Source organism: Streptomyces sp. NBC_00005, from assembly GCF_045160215.1.
Taxonomy (GTDB): Bacteria; Actinomycetota; Actinomycetes; order Streptomycetales; family Streptomycetaceae; genus Streptomyces.
Genome location: NZ_CP108316.1, coordinates 4862700 through 4877838, shown reverse-complemented (window position 1 = coordinate 4877838; position 15139 = coordinate 4862700). Strand labels below are relative to the sequence as shown.

The following is a 15139-nucleotide window of genomic DNA, read 5'->3' as shown; positions in this document are numbered from 1 at the left end:
CGGAGAAGTCGCAGGTCATGAGCGAACTGCCTTATTCATACGAAGCGCCTGTCTCGCAGGCTCTGTTCGACCGGGCCGCGGCCGTCACGCCCGGCGGCGTGAACTCCCCGGTGCGCGCCTTCCGTGCCGTGGGCGGCACGCCCCGGTTCATGGTGTCCGGAACTGGTCCCTATCTGACCGATGCCGACGGGCGGGAGTACGTCGACCTGGTGTGTTCCTGGGGTCCGATGATCCTCGGGCACTCCCACCCCGAGGTCATCGCCGCAGTTCAGGACGCCGTCTCGCGTGGTACCTCCTTCGGTACGCCCGGTGAGGGCGAGGTCGCGCTCGCCGAGGAGATGGTCGGGCGGATCGAGCCGCTCGAGCAGGTGCGGCTCGTCAGCAGCGGGACCGAGGCGACCATGAGCGCGATCCGCCTCGCCCGTGGGTTCACCCGCCGCACCAAGGTGATCAAGTTCGCCGGGTGTTATCACGGTCACGTCGACTCGCTGCTGGCCGCCGCGGGCAGCGGTGTGGCCACCTTCGCCCTTCCCGACACCCCCGGTGTCACGGGCGCACAGGCCGGCGACACCATCGTCCTTCCCTACAACGACCTCGAGTCCGTCCACGAGGCCTTCCATCGGCACCCCGGCGAGATCGCCTGCGTGATCACCGAGGCCTCGCCCGGGAACATGGGCGTCGTGCCGCCCGGGCCCGGCTTCAACCAGGGACTGAAGGACGCCTGCTCGAAGAACGGCGCGCTCTTCATCTCCGACGAGGTCATGACCGGTTTCCGCACCAGCCGCGCAGGGTGGTTCGGGATCGACGGGGTCCGGCCCGACCTCATGACCTTCGGCAAGGTCATGGGCGGCGGCTTCCCCGCCGCCGCCTTCGGCGGTCGCGCCGACGTGATGGCCCATCTGGCACCCGCCGGGCCCGTCTACCAGGCCGGCACCCTCTCCGGGAACCCGATCGCCACCGCGGCCGGGCTCGCCCAGCTCCGTCTTCTGGACGAGGCCGCCTACGACAAGGTCGACGCCGTGTCGGCGACCGTCCAGTCGCTCGTCACCGAGGCCCTCACCAAGGAAGGCGTCGCGCACCGGCTGCAGAACGCCTCCAACATGTTCTCCGTCTTCTTCACGGACCGGGAGGTCCGCGACTACGAGGGCGCCAAGAAGCAGGAGTCCTTCCGCTTCACCGCCTTCTTCCACTCGATGCTTTCGCAGGGCGTCTATCTGCCGCCCTCGTCCTTCGAGAGCTGGTTCGTGTCCGCGGCCCACGACGAACAGGCCGTACAGCGCATCGCCGACGCCCTCCCGGCGGCGGCCCGAGCGGCGGCGGAGGCCACGGCAGCATGAGCGACAGCAACAACACGGCGGGCGCCGACATCACCGTCGTACACGTCATGCGGCACGGCGAGGTCGCCAACCCGGACGGGGTCCTGTACGGACGGCTGCCCGGATACCACCTCTCCGAGCTCGGGCGGCAGATGGCCGACAGGGTGGCCGAGCACCTCGCGCCCCGCGACATCACCTACGTCTGCGCCTCCCCGCTGGAGCGGGCCCAGGAGACGGCGACCCCGATCGCCAAGGCGCACGGGCTCGACCTCGCCTCCGACGAGCGGCTCATCGAGGCCGACAACGTCTTCCAGGGCAAGACCTTCGGCGTCGGGGACGGGGCGCTGCGCAAGCCCGGCAACTGGAAGCACCTCGTCAACCCGTTCAAGCCGTCGTGGGGCGAGCCCTACGTCGACATCGTCGTACGGATGATGCAGGCGCTGGACGCCGCCAAGGACCAGGCCCGCGGGCACGAAGCGGTGCTCGTCAGCCATCAGTTGCCGATCTGGATCGTGCGGTCGTACGTCGAGAAGCGGCGGTTGTGGCACGACCCGCGCAAGCGGCAGTGCACGCTCGCCTCGCTGACGTCCTTCACGTACCAGGGCGACAAGCTCGTGTCCGTCGGTTACAGCGAGCCGGCCCGCGACCTCGTCCCGGCCCATCTCCTCGCGGGCGCCAAGCCGGTGAAGGGGAAGGACAAGGCCTTCGGTGCCTGAGTCGTCCCGCCGGGGAGGGTCTGAGACGTCCCTCCGGGGCCTCCGTGGAGGGCCTGAGACGTCCCTCTGGGAGAGGTGAAACATCCCCTTTGGGTTCCATGACACGTCCGTGACATTTGTTGCGAGATCGGCGTGATCGAGAGGAACCTCCTCGTTCGTCATGTCCTCTGAATGGGTGACCACCACAGGACATGACGAACGAGGTTGGAATGCGCGCTCTCACTCGCAGGGGAATGCTCGGTCTCGGTGCGGGCGCCGCGGCCGCCGTCGGACTCTCGGGCTGCGGGACCCTCACGCAGTCAGACGGGTCGACCCATGCCTCGGGTTCCAAAGGCGGCGGATCCGGCAGCACTTCACACCCTGCCCGCCCCCTCGGTGACGGCTCGACCTCCTTCACCGGCAAGCAGCCCCACCAGCCGGGCAAGCCCGAGCCGTTGGAGCCCGGCCAGACCCCGCCGCAGTTCGTGATCTTCTCCTGGGACGGGGCCGGCGAGGTCGGCAACGGGCTCTTCCCGCGCTTCCTCGACCTCGCCAAGCAGCACGAGGCGTCGATGACCTTCTTCCTCTCCGGGCTGTATCTGCTGCCCGAGTCGAAGAAGCGCCTCTACAACCCGCCGAACAACGCACGCGGCGCCTCCGACATCGGCTACCTCACCGACGAGCACATCAAGGCGACGCTCACCAACGTCCGCCGTGCCTGGCTCGAAGGGCACGAGATAGGCACCCACTTCAACGGCCACTTCTGCTCCGGCTACGGCACCGTCGGCAACTGGACGCCCGCGCAGTGGCGCAGCGAGATCCAGCAGGCGAAGGCCTTCGTGAAGGAGTGGCGCACCAACACCGGCTGGACCGACATGCCTTCGCTCCCCTTCGACTACGAGAAGGAGCTCGTCGGCGGCCGTACGCCCTGTCTGCTCGGCCAGAACAACCTGCTGCCCACCGCCAAGGAACTCGGCTGGCGCTACGACGCCTCCTCGCCCGGCGGCCTGCAGATCTGGCCCGACAAGAAGCAGGGCGTCTGGGACCTGCCGCTGCAGGGAATCCCGTTCCCCGGGCGCAGCTTCGAGGTCCTGTCGATGGACTACAACATGCTCGCCAACCAGTCGGTCAACTCGACCAACGCGCCCTCCTACAACTACCCGGCCTGGCGCACCCAGTCCGCGCAGGCGTACATACAGGGCTTCAAGCGGGCATACGAGACGAACCGGGCGCCCTACTTCATCGGCAACCACTTCGAGCACTGGAACGGCGGCATCTACATGGACTCCGTCGAGGAGGCGTTCAAGTACATCGCGCGGGAGAAGGAGAAGGGCGCGGACGTACGCCTCGTCTCCTTCCGGCAGTTCGTCGACTGGATGGACGTACAGAAGCCGGAAGTGCTCGCCAAGCTGCGGACTCTCGGCAAGGGGCAGCAGCCGGCGGGTGGCTGGAAGACGTTCCTCAAGGACACCTCGACGTCTTCCACGACGTCCTCCTCGTCGTCCTCTTCGACGTCCTCGTCCACCTCCTCCTCGGACTCCTCGTCCACCTCCGGGCAGGCCGCCTGAAATGCGGGTATCCCCCCGCAAGGGGGGTGCGCAAGATCCCCGGAACGGGCATGCGAAACTTTTCACATGAGTGCCGCCAGCCGCGCCCCCCTGCGTTCGAACCGTGCACGTCACCGAGCCGTCCTGACCACCGCCGGTGCCGCGGTCGCCGCGCTGCTGATGTCCGCCTGCTCGTCCGGAGGCACCTCCGGCGGAGGCGGTGACACCAACTTCGTCATGGGCAAGGACGGCATCTCCACCGCCAAGAAGGGCGAGCGGGCCGAGGCGCCCGACCTGTCCGGCAAGACGGTCAACGGGGGACAGCTCGACGTCGCCTCCTACAAGGGCAAGGTCGTCGTCCTGAACGTGTGGGGTTCCTGGTGTGCCCCCTGCCGCGCCGAGGCGCCGAACTTCGAGAAGGTCTACCAGGACCTCAAGGGCAAGGGCGTGCAGTTCGTCGGCATCAACACCCGCGACACCAGTACCCAGAACGCGGTCGCCTTCGAGAAGCAGCAGGGCATCACCTACCAGAGCCTGTACGACCCCACCGGCAAGCTGATGCTCCGCTTCAAGAAGGGCACGCTGAACCCGCAGGCGGTCCCCTCCACGCTCGTCCTCGACCGGGACGGGAAGATCGCGGCCCGCTCGCTGGCCGCGCTCACCGAGGGCAAGCTGCGCAAGATGATCAACCCTGTCCTCGCGGAGAAGTGACGTGACCTCAGTCACCACGCTCGCCGCGACGGGCTACAACGGCACGGTGCTCAACGGCGCCCTGCTGGTCGCCCTGCCCATCGCGCTGCTCGGCGGCCTCGTCTCCTTCTTCTCCCCGTGCGTCCTGCCGCTCGTCCCGGGTTATCTGTCGTACGTCACCGGCGTGACCGGCACCGACCTGGCCGAGGCCCGGCGCGGGCGCATGCTCGCGGGTGCCTCGCTGTTCGTGCTCGGCTTCACCGCCGTGTTCGTCTCCAGCGGCGCCCTGTTCGGCTACTTCGGGGACACACTCCAGGACAACAAGGGCATCCTGTCGAAGGTGCTGGGCGGACTCATGATCGTCATGGGCGTCTTCTTCATGGGCCTGATGCCCTGGATGACCCAGCGTGAGTTCCGCTTCCACAAGCGGCCCGTGGCTGGTCTCGCCGGTGCCCCGCTGCTCGGCGCGCTGTTCGGCATCGGCTGGACCCCGTGCATCGGCCCCACGCTCGCCTCCGTGCTGGCGCTGTCCTCGCAGCAGTCGAGTGCGGGCCGCGGGGCCATACTGACCGTCGCCTACTGCCTCGGCCTCGGCGTGCCCTTCGTGCTCGCCGCGGTCGCCTTCCGCAAGGCGCTCGGCGCCTTCGGCTGGGTCAAGCGCCACTATGTCTGGGTGATGCGGATCGGCGGCACGATGATGATCGTGACCGGTCTGCTGCTGCTCACCGGCGCCTGGGACCGCATCGTGCAGGACATGCAGTCCTGGTCCGCCGGCTTCACTGTGGGGATCTGATCGATGAGCAAGACCACTACCGACGGCCAGACCCCCCTCGCCCCGGACGACGCGGATCTCGGCGCCGCCCGATCCCAGCTGTCCACGGCGCCCAAGGAGGACCTGCCGAACCTGCCCGCCATGGGAGTCATCGGCTGGGCCCGCTGGTTCTGGCGGCAACTCACCTCCATGCGGGTCGCGCTGCTGCTGCTCCTGCTCCTCTCGCTCGGCGCGATCCCCGGCTCGCTGATCCCCCAGAGCGGCATCGACGAGACCAAGGTCGCCGACTTCCGCAAGGCCCACACCCTCCTCGCGCCGGTCTACGACAAGCTCGGCCTCTTCCACGTCTACAGCTCGGTGTGGTTCTCCGCGATCTACATCCTGCTGTTCGTCTCCCTCATCGGCTGCATCGTCCCGCGCACCTGGCAGTTCGTCGGCCAGCTGCGCGGCCGCCCGCCGGGCGCCCCCAGGCGACTGACCCGGCTGCCCGCGTACACGACCTGGCGCACCGAGGCCGAGCCCGAGCAGGTCCGTGAGGCCGCGCTCGCCCTGCTGAAGAAGCGCCGCTTCCGCGCCCACCTCGCCGGTGACGCCGTCGCCGCCGAGAAGGGCTATCTGCGCGAGATCGGCAACCTCGCCTTCCACATCGCGCTGATCGTGCTGCTGACCGCCTTCGCCTGGGGCCAGTTGTTCAAGTCCGAGGGCAACAAGCTGGTCGTCGAGGGCGACGGCTTCTCCAACACCCTCATCTCCTACGACGACTTCAAGTCCGGCAACCTCTTCACGACCGACGACCTGGTGCCGTTCAGCTTCACCCTGGACAAGTTCACCGGCACCTACGAGCCCAGCGGCCCCAACCGGGGCACCCCGCGCACCTACCAGGCGGCCCTCACCTACAGCCAGGGTGCCTACGGCAAGGACAAGAAGGACCTCGTCAAGGTCAACGAGCCGCTGGAGATCGGCAACGCGAACGTCTACCTCACCGCCCACGGCTACGCCCCCCTCATCACCGTCCGCGACGGCAAGGGCAACGTCGTCTACCGCGACGCCGTACCGCTCCTCCCGCTCGACTCCAACGTCACCTCCACCGGTGTGATCAAGGTCCTCGACGGCTACAAGAACGCCAAGGGCGTCAGCGAGCAGCTGGGCATCTCGGCCTTCTTCCTGCCGACCTACACCAAGGGCAGCGAGACGGCCTCCACGTTCCCCGGGCTGCGCAACCCGGTGCTCAACCTGACGCCGTTCCACGGCGACCTCGGCGTCGACTCGGGCATCCCGCAGAGCGTGTACCAGCTCGACAAGGCGCACGTGAAGGAGTTCAAGGACTCCAAGGGCGCCCAGCTCAGGGAGAATCTGCGGCCCGGCCAGACCATGAAGCTCCCGAACGGCGCCGGCTCCGTCACCTACGAGGGCACCAAGCAGTGGGCGAACTTCCAGGTCGTCCAGCAGCCCGGCACCGACTGGGCACTCGGCGGAGCACTCGTCGCCATCTTCGGCCTCGCCGGCTCCCTGTTCATCCAGCGCCGCCGGGTGTGGGTGCGGGCGGTGCGGGGCGCCGACGGTGTGACGGTCGTGGAGATGGCCGGGCTCGGCCGCAGCGAGTCCGCCAAGGTGCCCGAGGAACTCGGCGACCTCGCCGGGATCCTGTACGACCAGGCGCCGGGAGCATCCGAGCCCGATGACGACGCCGGTTCCTCAGATCAAGACGACACCACCACCCCCGATCCCGAAGTCCTCCCTGCCGAAGGGGCTGAGACGAAGTGACTCTCGCCGCCGCAACCGAGTTGGCCACGGCCACCAACGAACATCTCGCGAATGTCAGCAACACGCTGATCTACTCCGCGATGGCCGTCTACACCCTGGCCTTCTTCGCGTACATCGCCGAATGGCTCTTCGGCAGCCGCAGCAAGGTCGGCCGCACGGCCGCCGCGCTCACCGGGGCGGAGAAGTCCAAGGGGGCTCCGGCCGTCACTGTGCAGAAGGCCGGCGGCACCGCCGTGCTCGAGCGGCCCAAGGTCGTCGTACGGGCCTCGGCCGGTGCGCGTGACGTGCCCGACGGGCCCGGGGCGCACGGCGGGGACGAGCAGGGCGATCTCTACGGGCGTATCGCCATCTCGCTCACCGTGCTCGCCTTCCTCATCCACCTCGCCGGTGTGGTCGCCCGCGCGGCCTCGGTGGAGCGGGCGCCGTGGGGCAACATGTACGAGTTCAACATCACCTTCTCCACCGTCGCCGTCGCCGTGTACCTCACGCTGCTCGCGCTGAAGAAGAACATCCGCTGGCTCGGGCTGTTCCTGATCACCACGGTCCTCCTCGACCTCGGCATCGCCGTCACTGTCTTGTACACCGCCAGTGACCAGTTGGTTCCCGCCCTTCACTCGTACTGGCTCTACATCCACGTCTCGACCGCCATCCTGTGCGGCGCGGTCTTCTACGTGGGCGCCGTCGGCACGCTCCTCTACCTGTTCAAGGACGCGTACGAGACCAAGCTGGAGAACGGCGGCAAGCCCGGCCGGTTCGCGGTGTCGTTCCTGGAGCGGCTGCCCGCGTCCTCGTCGCTGGACAAGTTCTCCTACCGCATCAACGCGGCCGTCTTCCCGCTGTGGACGTTCACGATCATCGCGGGCGCGATCTGGGCGGAGTCGGCCTGGGGCCGCTACTGGGGCTGGGACCCCAAGGAGACCTGGGCGTTCATCACCTGGGTCGCCTACGCCTGCTACCTGCACGCCCGCGCCACCGCCGGCTGGAAGGGCCGCAAGGCCGCCTACCTGGCCCTGATCGCCTTCGGCTGCTGGCTGTTCAACTACTACGGCGTGAACATCTTCGTCTCCGGCAAGCACTCCTACGCGGGCGTGTAAGCAGCGTTTGCGGGGGCGCGCAAGCCGGGCACGTGCGGAACGCCGCCCCCCGGGTCAGGCTGGTGTCATGACCGGTTCCATAGAACAGGGCACCAGCCGGACCCACGGGAACACGCACCTCCTCCACTTCCTGGTGCGCATTCCCCGGCCCATGGACCAGGTCTGGCCCGCGGTGTCCACCCCGGAGGGCCTCGCGACCTGGTTCACCACGGCCGACGTCCTCGAACCCCGGCTCGGCGGCACGGTCACCCTGCGTGACCTGGGCAGCGGCCTGGTCACGGCATGGGACGTGGACCGGGTCGCCGAGTACACGGTGGAGGCCGGCGGCCGGATCCGCTTCCACCTGGAGCGGGACGGCGAGGACGGCACGGCCCTCCGCTTCACCCACGAGTTCTCGGGCGAGGACGACGCCGAACCGCGCTGGCGGGCCCGCTTCGAGCGGCTGATCCGCACCATGCAGGGCCAGGGCCGCCCGTCCCCTCCTAGTCGACCGTGATCGAGTCCAGCTTCTCCCGCAGATACACATGCGAGTCGACCGGCCCGTACGCGACCCGTCCCACCGGAGCCGGCACGGACTCCACGGTCGTGCCCGGTGTGCACTCGCCGAAGTAGACGAGCGACATCAGCTCCTCGGCGGGTGCGTCCGCGGGGGGCGGCAGGACGCGGTGGCGTCCGGAGCGCCAGCGGTCGCCGGTCCAACGGGCCATCAGATCGCCGATGTTGATGGTGAAGGCGGCCGGGTCGAAGGGCGCGTCCTCCCAGCCGCCCTCGTCCGTGTAGACCTGCAACCCGCCCTTCCCCGCCTGCCGGTCCAGGATCGTGACCGTCCCGAAGTCGGTGTGCGGGCCGATGCGGAACTGACCCGGCTGCGGCTCCCCGACGACCTCGACGCCCGGGTACCAGTTGATGTTGAAGCCGTACGTCGGGTGGTCCATGTGCCGGGAGAAGAAGTCCGCTTCGAGGCCGAGCGCCTCACCGAGGAGGGAGAGGAGCTGCTTCTCCAGCTCACCCATCCGCTCCAGGTACTCCTCGCACAGCACCTGGAGTTCGGGCAGCTCCCGCGGCCACACGTTGGGCGCGTACCACTCCGCGTTGACGACCGGGTCCTCGAAGGGCTCGTGCGTCGCGAAGGTCAGCGACTCCTTCAGGTCCGGCGGGGTCTCGGTGCCCTCCGAATAGCCGTTGGCCTCCGCGCCGGGGCCGAGCCACCCGCGGCCGCCGACCTTCGCGGCGTACGGCTGCTTGGTGTCGAGGGGAAGCCCGAAGAACGTACGAGCCGCCTCCCGGATCGAGGAACGCAGTGCGGGGTCCACGCCGTGCCCGGTGACCAGCAGGAATCCGGCGGTCTGGAGGGCCTCGTCGACGGTGCGGGCGATCCCGGCGCGGGCCTCGGGGTCGCCGGACAGCCAGGGGCGCAGGTCGATCGTCGGGATACGGGGGGCAGGGGCGTCACTCACCGATGTCCTCATTCCACAGTGCCGGGTGGTTCTTGATGAAGTCGCGCATCATCCCGACGCACTCGGCGTCGTCGAGCAGCACGATCTCCACGCCGTGCTCGGCCAGCCAGTCGTGCCCGCCGTGGAAGGTGGCCGCCTCGCCGACCACGACCCGCGAGATGCCGAACTGGCGGACCAGACCGGAGCAGTACCAGCACGGCGAGAGGGTGGTCACCATGGTCGTACCGCGATACGACCGCTGCCGTCCCGCCGCGCGGAACGCGGCCGTCTCCGCGTGCATCGAGGGGTCGTCGTCCTGGACGCGCCGGTTGTGGCCGCGGCCGAGGAGGGTGCCGTCGGCGCCGTAGAGCGCGGCGCCGATCGGGATGCCGCCCGCCGCGAGCCCGGCGCGGGCCTCCTCGACGGCGGTGGCGAGCCAGGTGCGTGCCGTCGCCTGATCCATGGGGTCCATGTCCTCACTCTCCTGTGGCCGAAACACGAGGGCAACGTGCGGAAAGTACTCTCCGGGCATCCCGCCGCCGGACGAAACGTCCACGCCCTGGAGGTGCCCGTGGCCGCACTCACCCTCCGCGAAGTCCTGGACCTCGATCCCGTACGCGCCTCCGAGCCCGTGCTCCTCGCCGGTCAGGGCGCCCTGGACCGCCCCGTGCGCTGGGTCCACTCCAGCGAGGTGTACGAGGGCGCCAACTTCCTGGACGGCGGAGAACTGCTGCTCACGAACGGTTTCGGCCTCACCGACGCCGCCGATGAGGTCCGCCGCCGCTACGTCCGCGAGCTCGCGGCCCGGGGTGCGGCCGGCCTCGCGGTGGAGGTGGGCCGGGCCCTGCCGCACATGCCCGCCGAGGTGACGGACGAGGCCCGCCGGCTGGGGCTGCCGCTGCTGGCCCTGCACCGGGTCGTGCCCTTCGTACGCATCACGGAGGCGGCGAACCGGGCGATCGTGGCCCGCGGTCTGTCGGGACGGTCGGTGCTGCGGCCGTGGGGCGACGACCACACGGCCGCGCTGCTGGCGGACCTGGCCGACCGGGCGGCGCTCAACCAGCCGGAGGTCGAGGCGCGGTCCGCGCTCGCCGGGTTTCATCCGGGGCCGGGGGCCCGTCTCATCGGGGTGTCGGTGCACGGCACGCGCGAGGTGGGCGCCGTGGACCGGGCGGCACGGCTGCTCGGCGGGGCGGGGGTGCTGCGGGCCGCCTTCCCGGGAGACGTCCTGGCGCTGCTCGCGCTGCCCGGCAGGGAATCCGGCCCGGGCTCGGGCGATCCGATACGGGCGGTCCAGGAGGCCTTCCGCACGGCCGCCGAACCCGGCCTCACCGTCGCCGTCGGCCACGCCGTCGACGCCGGCAGCGGCTGGCTGCGCTGGAGCGACACCTTGCGGGCGGCCCGTACGACGCTGGAGCTGGCGTTGACCGTCCCGGCGGCCGAACCGGCCGTCCCCGACGGCCCGTTGGTCACCTCCGCCCGCGCTCTCGCCCTGGAACGCGAGCTGACCCGCGGTGGCATCGACACCAACCGCGACCGTCTCGCCCGGCTGGTGCAGCACACCCTGGGCGCGCTGCTGGCCTGGGAGGCGGCCCACCCCAGCGACCTCGTCCGCACCCTCGAGGTCCACCTGCGGCACGGCTGCTCGCCGACCCGCACGGCGGCCCTGCTGCACATCGGCCGCCAGTCGCTGTACCAGCGCCTGGAGCGGATCGAGTCGCTCCTCGGGCTGGAGATCGACGACCCGGACCTGCTGGGCGAGCTGCTGGCCGCCGCCTGCGCGCACCGGGTGGTGCGGGGGACGGGGGCGGCGCAGGTACGGGGCCTGCGGACCGTTGCCTGAGCTCAGCGGAGGGCGACGAGGCTCGGCCCGTTGAAGGGCGCGTAGCACGTCACCGTCTTCGGAGTGCGCAGGGTGTCGTCCTCGGCGAACAGCTTCCGTGCCGCGTCGAAGGACACCTCGCCGTAGGTCACGGGGGCCACGCGGTCGTAGAACTCACGCGACGACTCCGGCAGCGGTTCCCCCGGCTTGCCCTCGTCCTCGCCCCACACGTCCCACAGCAGCGTCTCGACCTTGTTGAGCGCGGCGAGGTCGAGCCGGATGCTGCCGGACACATACCGCTCGCCCCAGAACGGTCCCTCCGCCGGCGGGTGCAGCCCGAAGGTCGTCGGGTCCGCGCCGCGCTCCCGGATCGCCCACCATGCCTCACCCGCGACGAGGAAGCGGTCGCGCGGCACGTCCATCGGGTCGAAGTCCACGTTCCAGTGGCCGGTGACGAAGGGGTCGGCGAGCTGGGCGTCGGCGAACAGCCAGCCGCGTTCCTCGTCCCAGTACTCGGTGACCACGTGGTCGCAGTGGAAGCCGTTGGACCCGAAGTAGTCGGCGAAGCCGATCCGGATGCGGGCCGGGATGCCCGCCTGCCGCAGAAACGAGCAGTGCAGCAGCGAGAAGTCGCGGCAGGTGCCGACGAAGCGGTCGCCGACCTCGCGCCGCACGTGCAGCGGGGCGTCGTCGCGCGCCACGAGGATCCGCAGGATGTCGTCGACGTAGCGGGTCTCGGCGTCGTTGTGCAGCCGGTCGACCGGGTGGGTGTGGCCGAACAGGTCGCCCTCCAGGCGGTGGATGACCAAGTCCCGGGCAATGCACGCGAGTTCGGCCGGGTCGCGTGGCAAGTCGCCGTAGGCGTGGACGAGTTCGCCCGGGTCGGAGAACGGACTGTGCGTGGCGTAGAAGGTGAAGGACATGGCTGGCCTCCCGGACATCCGGTGTCATCGACCACGTGTTCGAATGCGGGCCGGTGCGCCTCACCGTGTCAAAATCCGCCGGGAATTGTCCAGCGACCGGGCAGGTAACCTGTGCCGATCACCGCCGCGCCTGCGGCAGTTGGGCCCCGGGTGGGTGGGAGGAACGGTCATGGTTGCTGCTCCGGTTCTTGAGGAGCTGCGGGACGTCTGTCAGCCGCGGACCAAGCTCGCGAGCCGCAACGGCGAGCACTGGGCGGGCCGGCTGTACATGCGGAGGGTCTCGCTGCGGTTCACGCGGCAACTGGTCCGCACCCCGGTCACGCCCGACCAGCTGACCTGGACGATGGTCGTGTGCGGGGTCGCCTCCGGGGCCGCGCTGATGATCCCGGGTCCGACCGGCGCCGTACTGGCCGTGATCCTGATGCAGTTCTTCCTCCTCTTCGACTGCGTGGACGGCGAAGTCGCCCGCTGGAAGGGACAGAACAGCGCGGCGGGCATCTACGTCGACCGGCTCGGCGCCTATCTGGCCGACGCGGCGCTGATGGCGGGGGCCGGCTACCGGGCCGCCGAGTCGGGCGTCGGCGGCTGGCTGTCGATCGGCATCGCCACCGCGCTGGGTGTGGTGCTGCTGAAGGCCTCCACCGACCTGGTGGACGTGGCGCGGGCCCGCCGCGGGCTGGGCGTCGTCGACGACGAGTCGACCCGGCCGCGTTCGCAGGGCGTGGCGACGGTGCGCCGGCTGGCCGCCGCGTTCAAGATCCACCGGGTGACGAACGGCATCGAGGCGTCACTGGTGCTGCTGGTCGCCGCGCTCGCGGACGCGGCCACGGGCGGAATCGACCCGACCCGATGGGCACTCGGCGCCCTCGCCGTCATCACCTGGGTGATGGTCCCGGCCCACCTGCTGTCGATCCTGTCGTCCTCGCGGTTGCGCTGAGCGTCACTCGCTCTCCCAGACCGTCGCCGAGACCCTGATGCGCTGGGCGTCCGGGACCGCGGTCACCTCGACGTAGCCGACGCGCTTGTCCCAGGTCCCGACGCAGGCCAAGTCGCCCACCTGGACGTCCAGGACGTGCTGGCCGGGGTTCGCGTTGAGCAGGGCGGCGCACTCGTCGTGCGTCGGGGCGCCGGAGCCGCTCCAGGCGACCAGCGCAGCGTCGCTGTACAGGGCGCTGGAGCCCTCGGTGTACACGTCGCCGTTCACCGCGGACCCGGGCGGGACCTGGTCCAGCCACCAGCCCCGGGTCATGGTGTCGCCGTCGAGCACCAGGTTGCCGTGCCAGCGGACCCGGCTCTGCGGCGCGGGCGGCGCCTTCGACGTGGGCGGAGGGGTGGACTTCGACGGTGACGGCGGCGGCGTGGTCGACGGCTCGGTGGGTCCGGGCTGTGGCGCGGTCGTCGTAGGGCCGGGGGGTGGGGTGTCCGAGGCGGGCGTCGTGAGGGCCGACGTCGGGGGTGAGGACGCGCCGCCTCCGCCCGACGGGCGGTTCAGCGCCACGGTCAGCGTCACCGTTGCCGTGATCAGGGCCGCCGTCAGCGTGCCGACGAGCCCGATGAGCGCCGCCTTCACCCCGGTGTCCTGGTGTCGGAACCAGCGGAGAAACCTCATCATGACGTCCCTCTCGTCCCCGATGGACCGTCAACTGTACGGTCACGACGGGAGCGTTGGCGATCAGGAGCCGGCCCACCCGGGTCCCGTACCTCGACGGATGCGGGTGGTCCCGGCCCCCACCGTTGCCGGATCTTCACCCACAGGCGGATTCCGGAGGGGAAACGTGCGAGACGGACCCCGTCCCCTACGGTGAAGACGTGGACGAAGAAGAGGACCAGCATCTGGCCGCCCTCGCCCCGGAGGTCTCCCGTCTCTCCATCGCCCTGCTGCGCAGGGCGGTCGGCACCCATCCCGCGGAACGCGTCGCCCAGGAGGCCCTGGACTGCGCCGACGACGTCCTGGAGCGGTACGGCACGGACGGCCTGCGCGTCCTCGTCATGAGCCTCGCGTGCTGGGCGACGGTCCAGGTGGAGATCAACGCGCATGCTTCCGGGCGGCCGTTGGAGTCCCTCCTCGACGACATGCAGCTGACGTGGCTGGAGGCCGACCCGGAGGGGTGAGCGCGGTCAGGCCTGACGGGCCGCCGACCGCCGTTCCAGGACTGCCTGGTCCGGCCCGGACCGCGCACCGCAGTCGGCCTCGCCCGGGACGCAGCGGGCCTCGTACTCCGGTTCCGCCGACGCGTCCTGCACGATCGAGTACGGCACGCAACGGAAGATGCGGCGGCCGACTGCTCCTGAAGTGCCCACCCCTGCACACTCGTTGGCCACCTTCGGCTCCGCCCTCAGTCGTTCACCCTGTGTCGCCTCCCGGGTCGGCGCCGGGTCCGTCTCCCACCCGCCTGGTCGGACCTCAATTCCGCCCTGCGTCCGCACTGATCGACAACCAGATCCGCTCCGCCAGGATCCCCGCAGCCTCGTCGAGGTCGACGTCGTGGATACCGGAAAGCCAGCGGCGGACCATGGCGACGACCGGGCCCAGCACGAGGGACTCGATGAGGGGCTGGGAGAGCGGGGCCAACTCGCCGGATTCCACACGGGGCTGGATCCAGCGGGCGAGCGCCGACACCCTCGCCCGCTGGGCGTCGCGCTGCTCCTGGCCGCTCCGCATCGGCTCGCGGTCGCCGTACGGGGAGCCCATGAGCCGTGCGGCGTCCGGGTGTTCCCGGACGAACGCGAAATAGGCCCGTACGACGGCCTCGATGCCGTCACGCGAGGTCGGTGCGGTCTGCAGCGCGGTGAGCATCTCGTCGAGCAGCCGGCCCACCCAGCGCCGCTCCGCCGCGATGACCAGGCCGTCGATGCTGCCGAAGTGGTGGTAGAGGCTGCCCAGGCTGACCCCGCTGGCCGTGGTGACGGCGCTGACGGTGAGGCCCTGTTCGCCCGACTCCGCGTACACGCGCAGCACGGCCTCCAGAAGGCGGTCGACGGTCTCCTCGCCGCGTTGTTGCTTGGGGGTCATCCGGGTGGCCGTCCTCGTGGAGCGTGGCATTTCTGAAGTGTTTTTCTAGAGCAAGTTTCTAGAAAGT

General features: G+C 70.1%; 17 protein-coding genes. 11 read left to right on the top strand and 6 right to left on the bottom strand.

What is annotated here, in order from left to right; all coding sequences use genetic code 11:
- Nucleotides 1-17: 17 nt before the first annotated feature.
- The 8 genes from hemL (at nt 18) to OG303_RS22320 (ending at nt 8374) form a co-directional block, all read left to right on the top strand.
- Nucleotides 18-1337, top strand: a complete 1320-nt coding sequence (gene hemL / locus OG303_RS22355; RefSeq protein WP_405870353.1) for a glutamate-1-semialdehyde 2,1-aminomutase — start codon at nt 18-20, stop codon at nt 1335-1337.
- Nucleotides 1334-2032 carry a histidine phosphatase family protein gene (locus tag OG303_RS22350; RefSeq protein WP_405870352.1) on the top strand — a complete coding sequence of 233 codons (699 nt, stop codon included), beginning with the start codon at nt 1334-1336 and terminating at the stop codon, nt 2030-2032. Before hemL ends, OG303_RS22350 begins: the two co-directional genes overlap by 4 nt.
- Nucleotides 2033-2241: 209 nt before the next feature.
- Nucleotides 2242-3579 carry a hypothetical protein gene (locus OG303_RS22345; RefSeq protein WP_405870351.1) on the top strand — a complete coding sequence of 446 codons (1338 nt, stop codon included), beginning with the start codon at nt 2242-2244 and terminating at the stop codon, nt 3577-3579.
- A 66-nt stretch (nt 3580-3645) separates the two neighbouring features.
- A complete protein-coding gene (locus OG303_RS22340) occupies nt 3646-4269 on the top strand; it encodes a TlpA family protein disulfide reductase (protein ID WP_405870349.1) in 624 nt (207 codons plus the stop codon).
- Nucleotide 4270: 1 nt separating this feature from the next.
- Nucleotides 4271-5041: a cytochrome c biogenesis CcdA family protein gene (locus OG303_RS22335; protein ID WP_405870347.1), complete on the top strand. Its 771-nt coding sequence runs from the start codon at nt 4271-4273 to the stop codon at nt 5039-5041.
- Nucleotides 5042-5044: 3 nt separating this feature from the next.
- Nucleotides 5045-6784: a cytochrome c biogenesis protein ResB gene (locus OG303_RS22330; RefSeq protein ID WP_405870346.1), complete on the top strand. Its 1740-nt coding sequence runs from the start codon at nt 5045-5047 to the stop codon at nt 6782-6784.
- Nucleotides 6781-7878, top strand: a complete 1098-nt coding sequence (ccsB, locus tag OG303_RS22325; RefSeq protein ID WP_405870345.1) for a c-type cytochrome biogenesis protein CcsB — start codon at nt 6781-6783, stop codon at nt 7876-7878. Before OG303_RS22330 ends, ccsB begins: the two co-directional genes overlap by 4 nt.
- A 67-nt stretch (nt 7879-7945) precedes the next feature.
- Nucleotides 7946-8374: an SRPBCC domain-containing protein gene (locus OG303_RS22320; protein ID WP_405870343.1), complete on the top strand. Its 429-nt coding sequence runs from the start codon at nt 7946-7948 to the stop codon at nt 8372-8374.
- Here OG303_RS22320 and OG303_RS22315 read toward each other — a convergent pair.
- Both OG303_RS22315 and OG303_RS22310 read right to left on the bottom strand, forming a co-directional pair.
- The gene (locus OG303_RS22315) at nt 8361-9335 is read right to left on the bottom strand and encodes an isopenicillin N synthase family dioxygenase (RefSeq protein WP_405870342.1); all 975 of its coding nucleotides are present in this window, start codon (nt 9333-9335) and stop codon (nt 8361-8363) included. The two genes, OG303_RS22320 and OG303_RS22315, sit on opposite strands and share 14 nt — an antisense overlap.
- Nucleotides 9328-9786: a nucleoside deaminase gene (locus OG303_RS22310; protein WP_405870341.1), complete on the bottom strand. Its 459-nt coding sequence runs from the start codon at nt 9784-9786 to the stop codon at nt 9328-9330. The genes OG303_RS22315 and OG303_RS22310 overlap by 8 nt, the downstream gene beginning before the upstream one ends.
- A 99-nt stretch (nt 9787-9885) precedes the next feature.
- On the opposite strand from OG303_RS22310, the gene OG303_RS22305 reads away from it, so the two are divergent.
- Nucleotides 9886-11157, top strand: coding sequence for a PucR family transcriptional regulator (locus OG303_RS22305; RefSeq protein ID WP_405877418.1), 1272 nt, complete (start codon nt 9886-9888; stop codon nt 11155-11157).
- A gap of 2 nt (nt 11158-11159) precedes the next feature.
- Here the strand turns inward: OG303_RS22305 and OG303_RS22300 are convergent, their stop codons facing one another.
- Nucleotides 11160-12059 carry a transglutaminase-like domain-containing protein gene (locus tag OG303_RS22300; RefSeq protein ID WP_405870339.1) on the bottom strand — a complete coding sequence of 300 codons (900 nt, stop codon included), beginning with the start codon at nt 12057-12059 and terminating at the stop codon, nt 11160-11162.
- A 169-nt stretch (nt 12060-12228) separates the two neighbouring features.
- On the opposite strand from OG303_RS22300, the gene OG303_RS22295 reads away from it, so the two are divergent.
- Nucleotides 12229-12996 (top strand): CDP-alcohol phosphatidyltransferase family protein, encoded by a 768-nt coding sequence (locus OG303_RS22295; RefSeq protein ID WP_405870338.1) that lies wholly within the window; start codon nt 12229-12231, stop codon nt 12994-12996.
- 3 nt (nt 12997-12999) lie between these two features.
- Here OG303_RS22295 and OG303_RS22290 read toward each other — a convergent pair whose 3' ends face one another.
- The gene (locus OG303_RS22290; RefSeq protein ID WP_405870336.1) at nt 13000-13671 is read right to left on the bottom strand and encodes a hypothetical protein; all 672 of its coding nucleotides are present in this window, start codon (nt 13669-13671) and stop codon (nt 13000-13002) included.
- A gap of 197 nt (nt 13672-13868) precedes the next feature.
- Between OG303_RS22290 and OG303_RS22285 the strand changes: the two genes are divergently transcribed.
- On the top strand, nt 13869-14171 hold the full coding sequence (locus tag OG303_RS22285) for a hypothetical protein (RefSeq protein ID WP_405870335.1): 303 nt from the start codon (nt 13869-13871) through the stop codon (nt 14169-14171).
- 6 nt (nt 14172-14177) lie between these two features.
- On the opposite strand, the gene OG303_RS22280 is transcribed toward OG303_RS22285, so the two are convergent.
- On the bottom strand, nt 14178-14318 hold the full coding sequence (locus tag OG303_RS22280; RefSeq protein ID WP_405870334.1) for a hypothetical protein: 141 nt from the start codon (nt 14316-14318) through the stop codon (nt 14178-14180).
- Nucleotides 14319-14463: 145 nt separating this feature from the next.
- Nucleotides 14464-15072, bottom strand: coding sequence for a TetR/AcrR family transcriptional regulator (locus OG303_RS22275; RefSeq protein ID WP_405877416.1), 609 nt, complete (start codon nt 15070-15072; stop codon nt 14464-14466).
- Nucleotides 15073-15139: the final 67 nt, after the last annotated feature.

Bases quoted from the DNA above. Each gene is read 5' to 3' on its own strand.
- hemL (WP_405870353.1), top strand. From the start codon at position 18: ATGAGCGAACTGCCTTATTCATACGAAGCGCCTGTCTCGCAGGCTCTG.
- OG303_RS22350 (WP_405870352.1), top strand. From the start codon at position 1,334: ATGAGCGACAGCAACAACACGGCGGGCGCCGACATCACCGTCGTACAC.
- OG303_RS22345 (WP_405870351.1), top strand. From the start codon at position 2,242: ATGCGCGCTCTCACTCGCAGGGGAATGCTCGGTCTCGGTGCGGGCGCC.
- OG303_RS22340 (WP_405870349.1), top strand. From the start codon at position 3,646: ATGAGTGCCGCCAGCCGCGCCCCCCTGCGTTCGAACCGTGCACGTCAC.
- OG303_RS22330 (WP_405870346.1), top strand. From the start codon at position 5,045: ATGAGCAAGACCACTACCGACGGCCAGACCCCCCTCGCCCCGGACGAC.
- OG303_RS22320 (WP_405870343.1), top strand. From the start codon at position 7,946: ATGACCGGTTCCATAGAACAGGGCACCAGCCGGACCCACGGGAACACG.
- OG303_RS22310 (WP_405870341.1), bottom strand. From the start codon at position 9,786: ATGGACCCCATGGATCAGGCGACGGCACGCACCTGGCTCGCCACCGCC.
- OG303_RS22300 (WP_405870339.1), bottom strand. From the start codon at position 12,059: ATGTCCTTCACCTTCTACGCCACGCACAGTCCGTTCTCCGACCCGGGC.
- OG303_RS22295 (WP_405870338.1), top strand. From the start codon at position 12,229: ATGGTTGCTGCTCCGGTTCTTGAGGAGCTGCGGGACGTCTGTCAGCCG.
- OG303_RS22290 (WP_405870336.1), bottom strand. From the start codon at position 13,671: ATGATGAGGTTTCTCCGCTGGTTCCGACACCAGGACACCGGGGTGAAG.
- OG303_RS22275 (WP_405877416.1), bottom strand. From the start codon at position 15,072: ATGACCCCCAAGCAACAACGCGGCGAGGAGACCGTCGACCGCCTTCTG.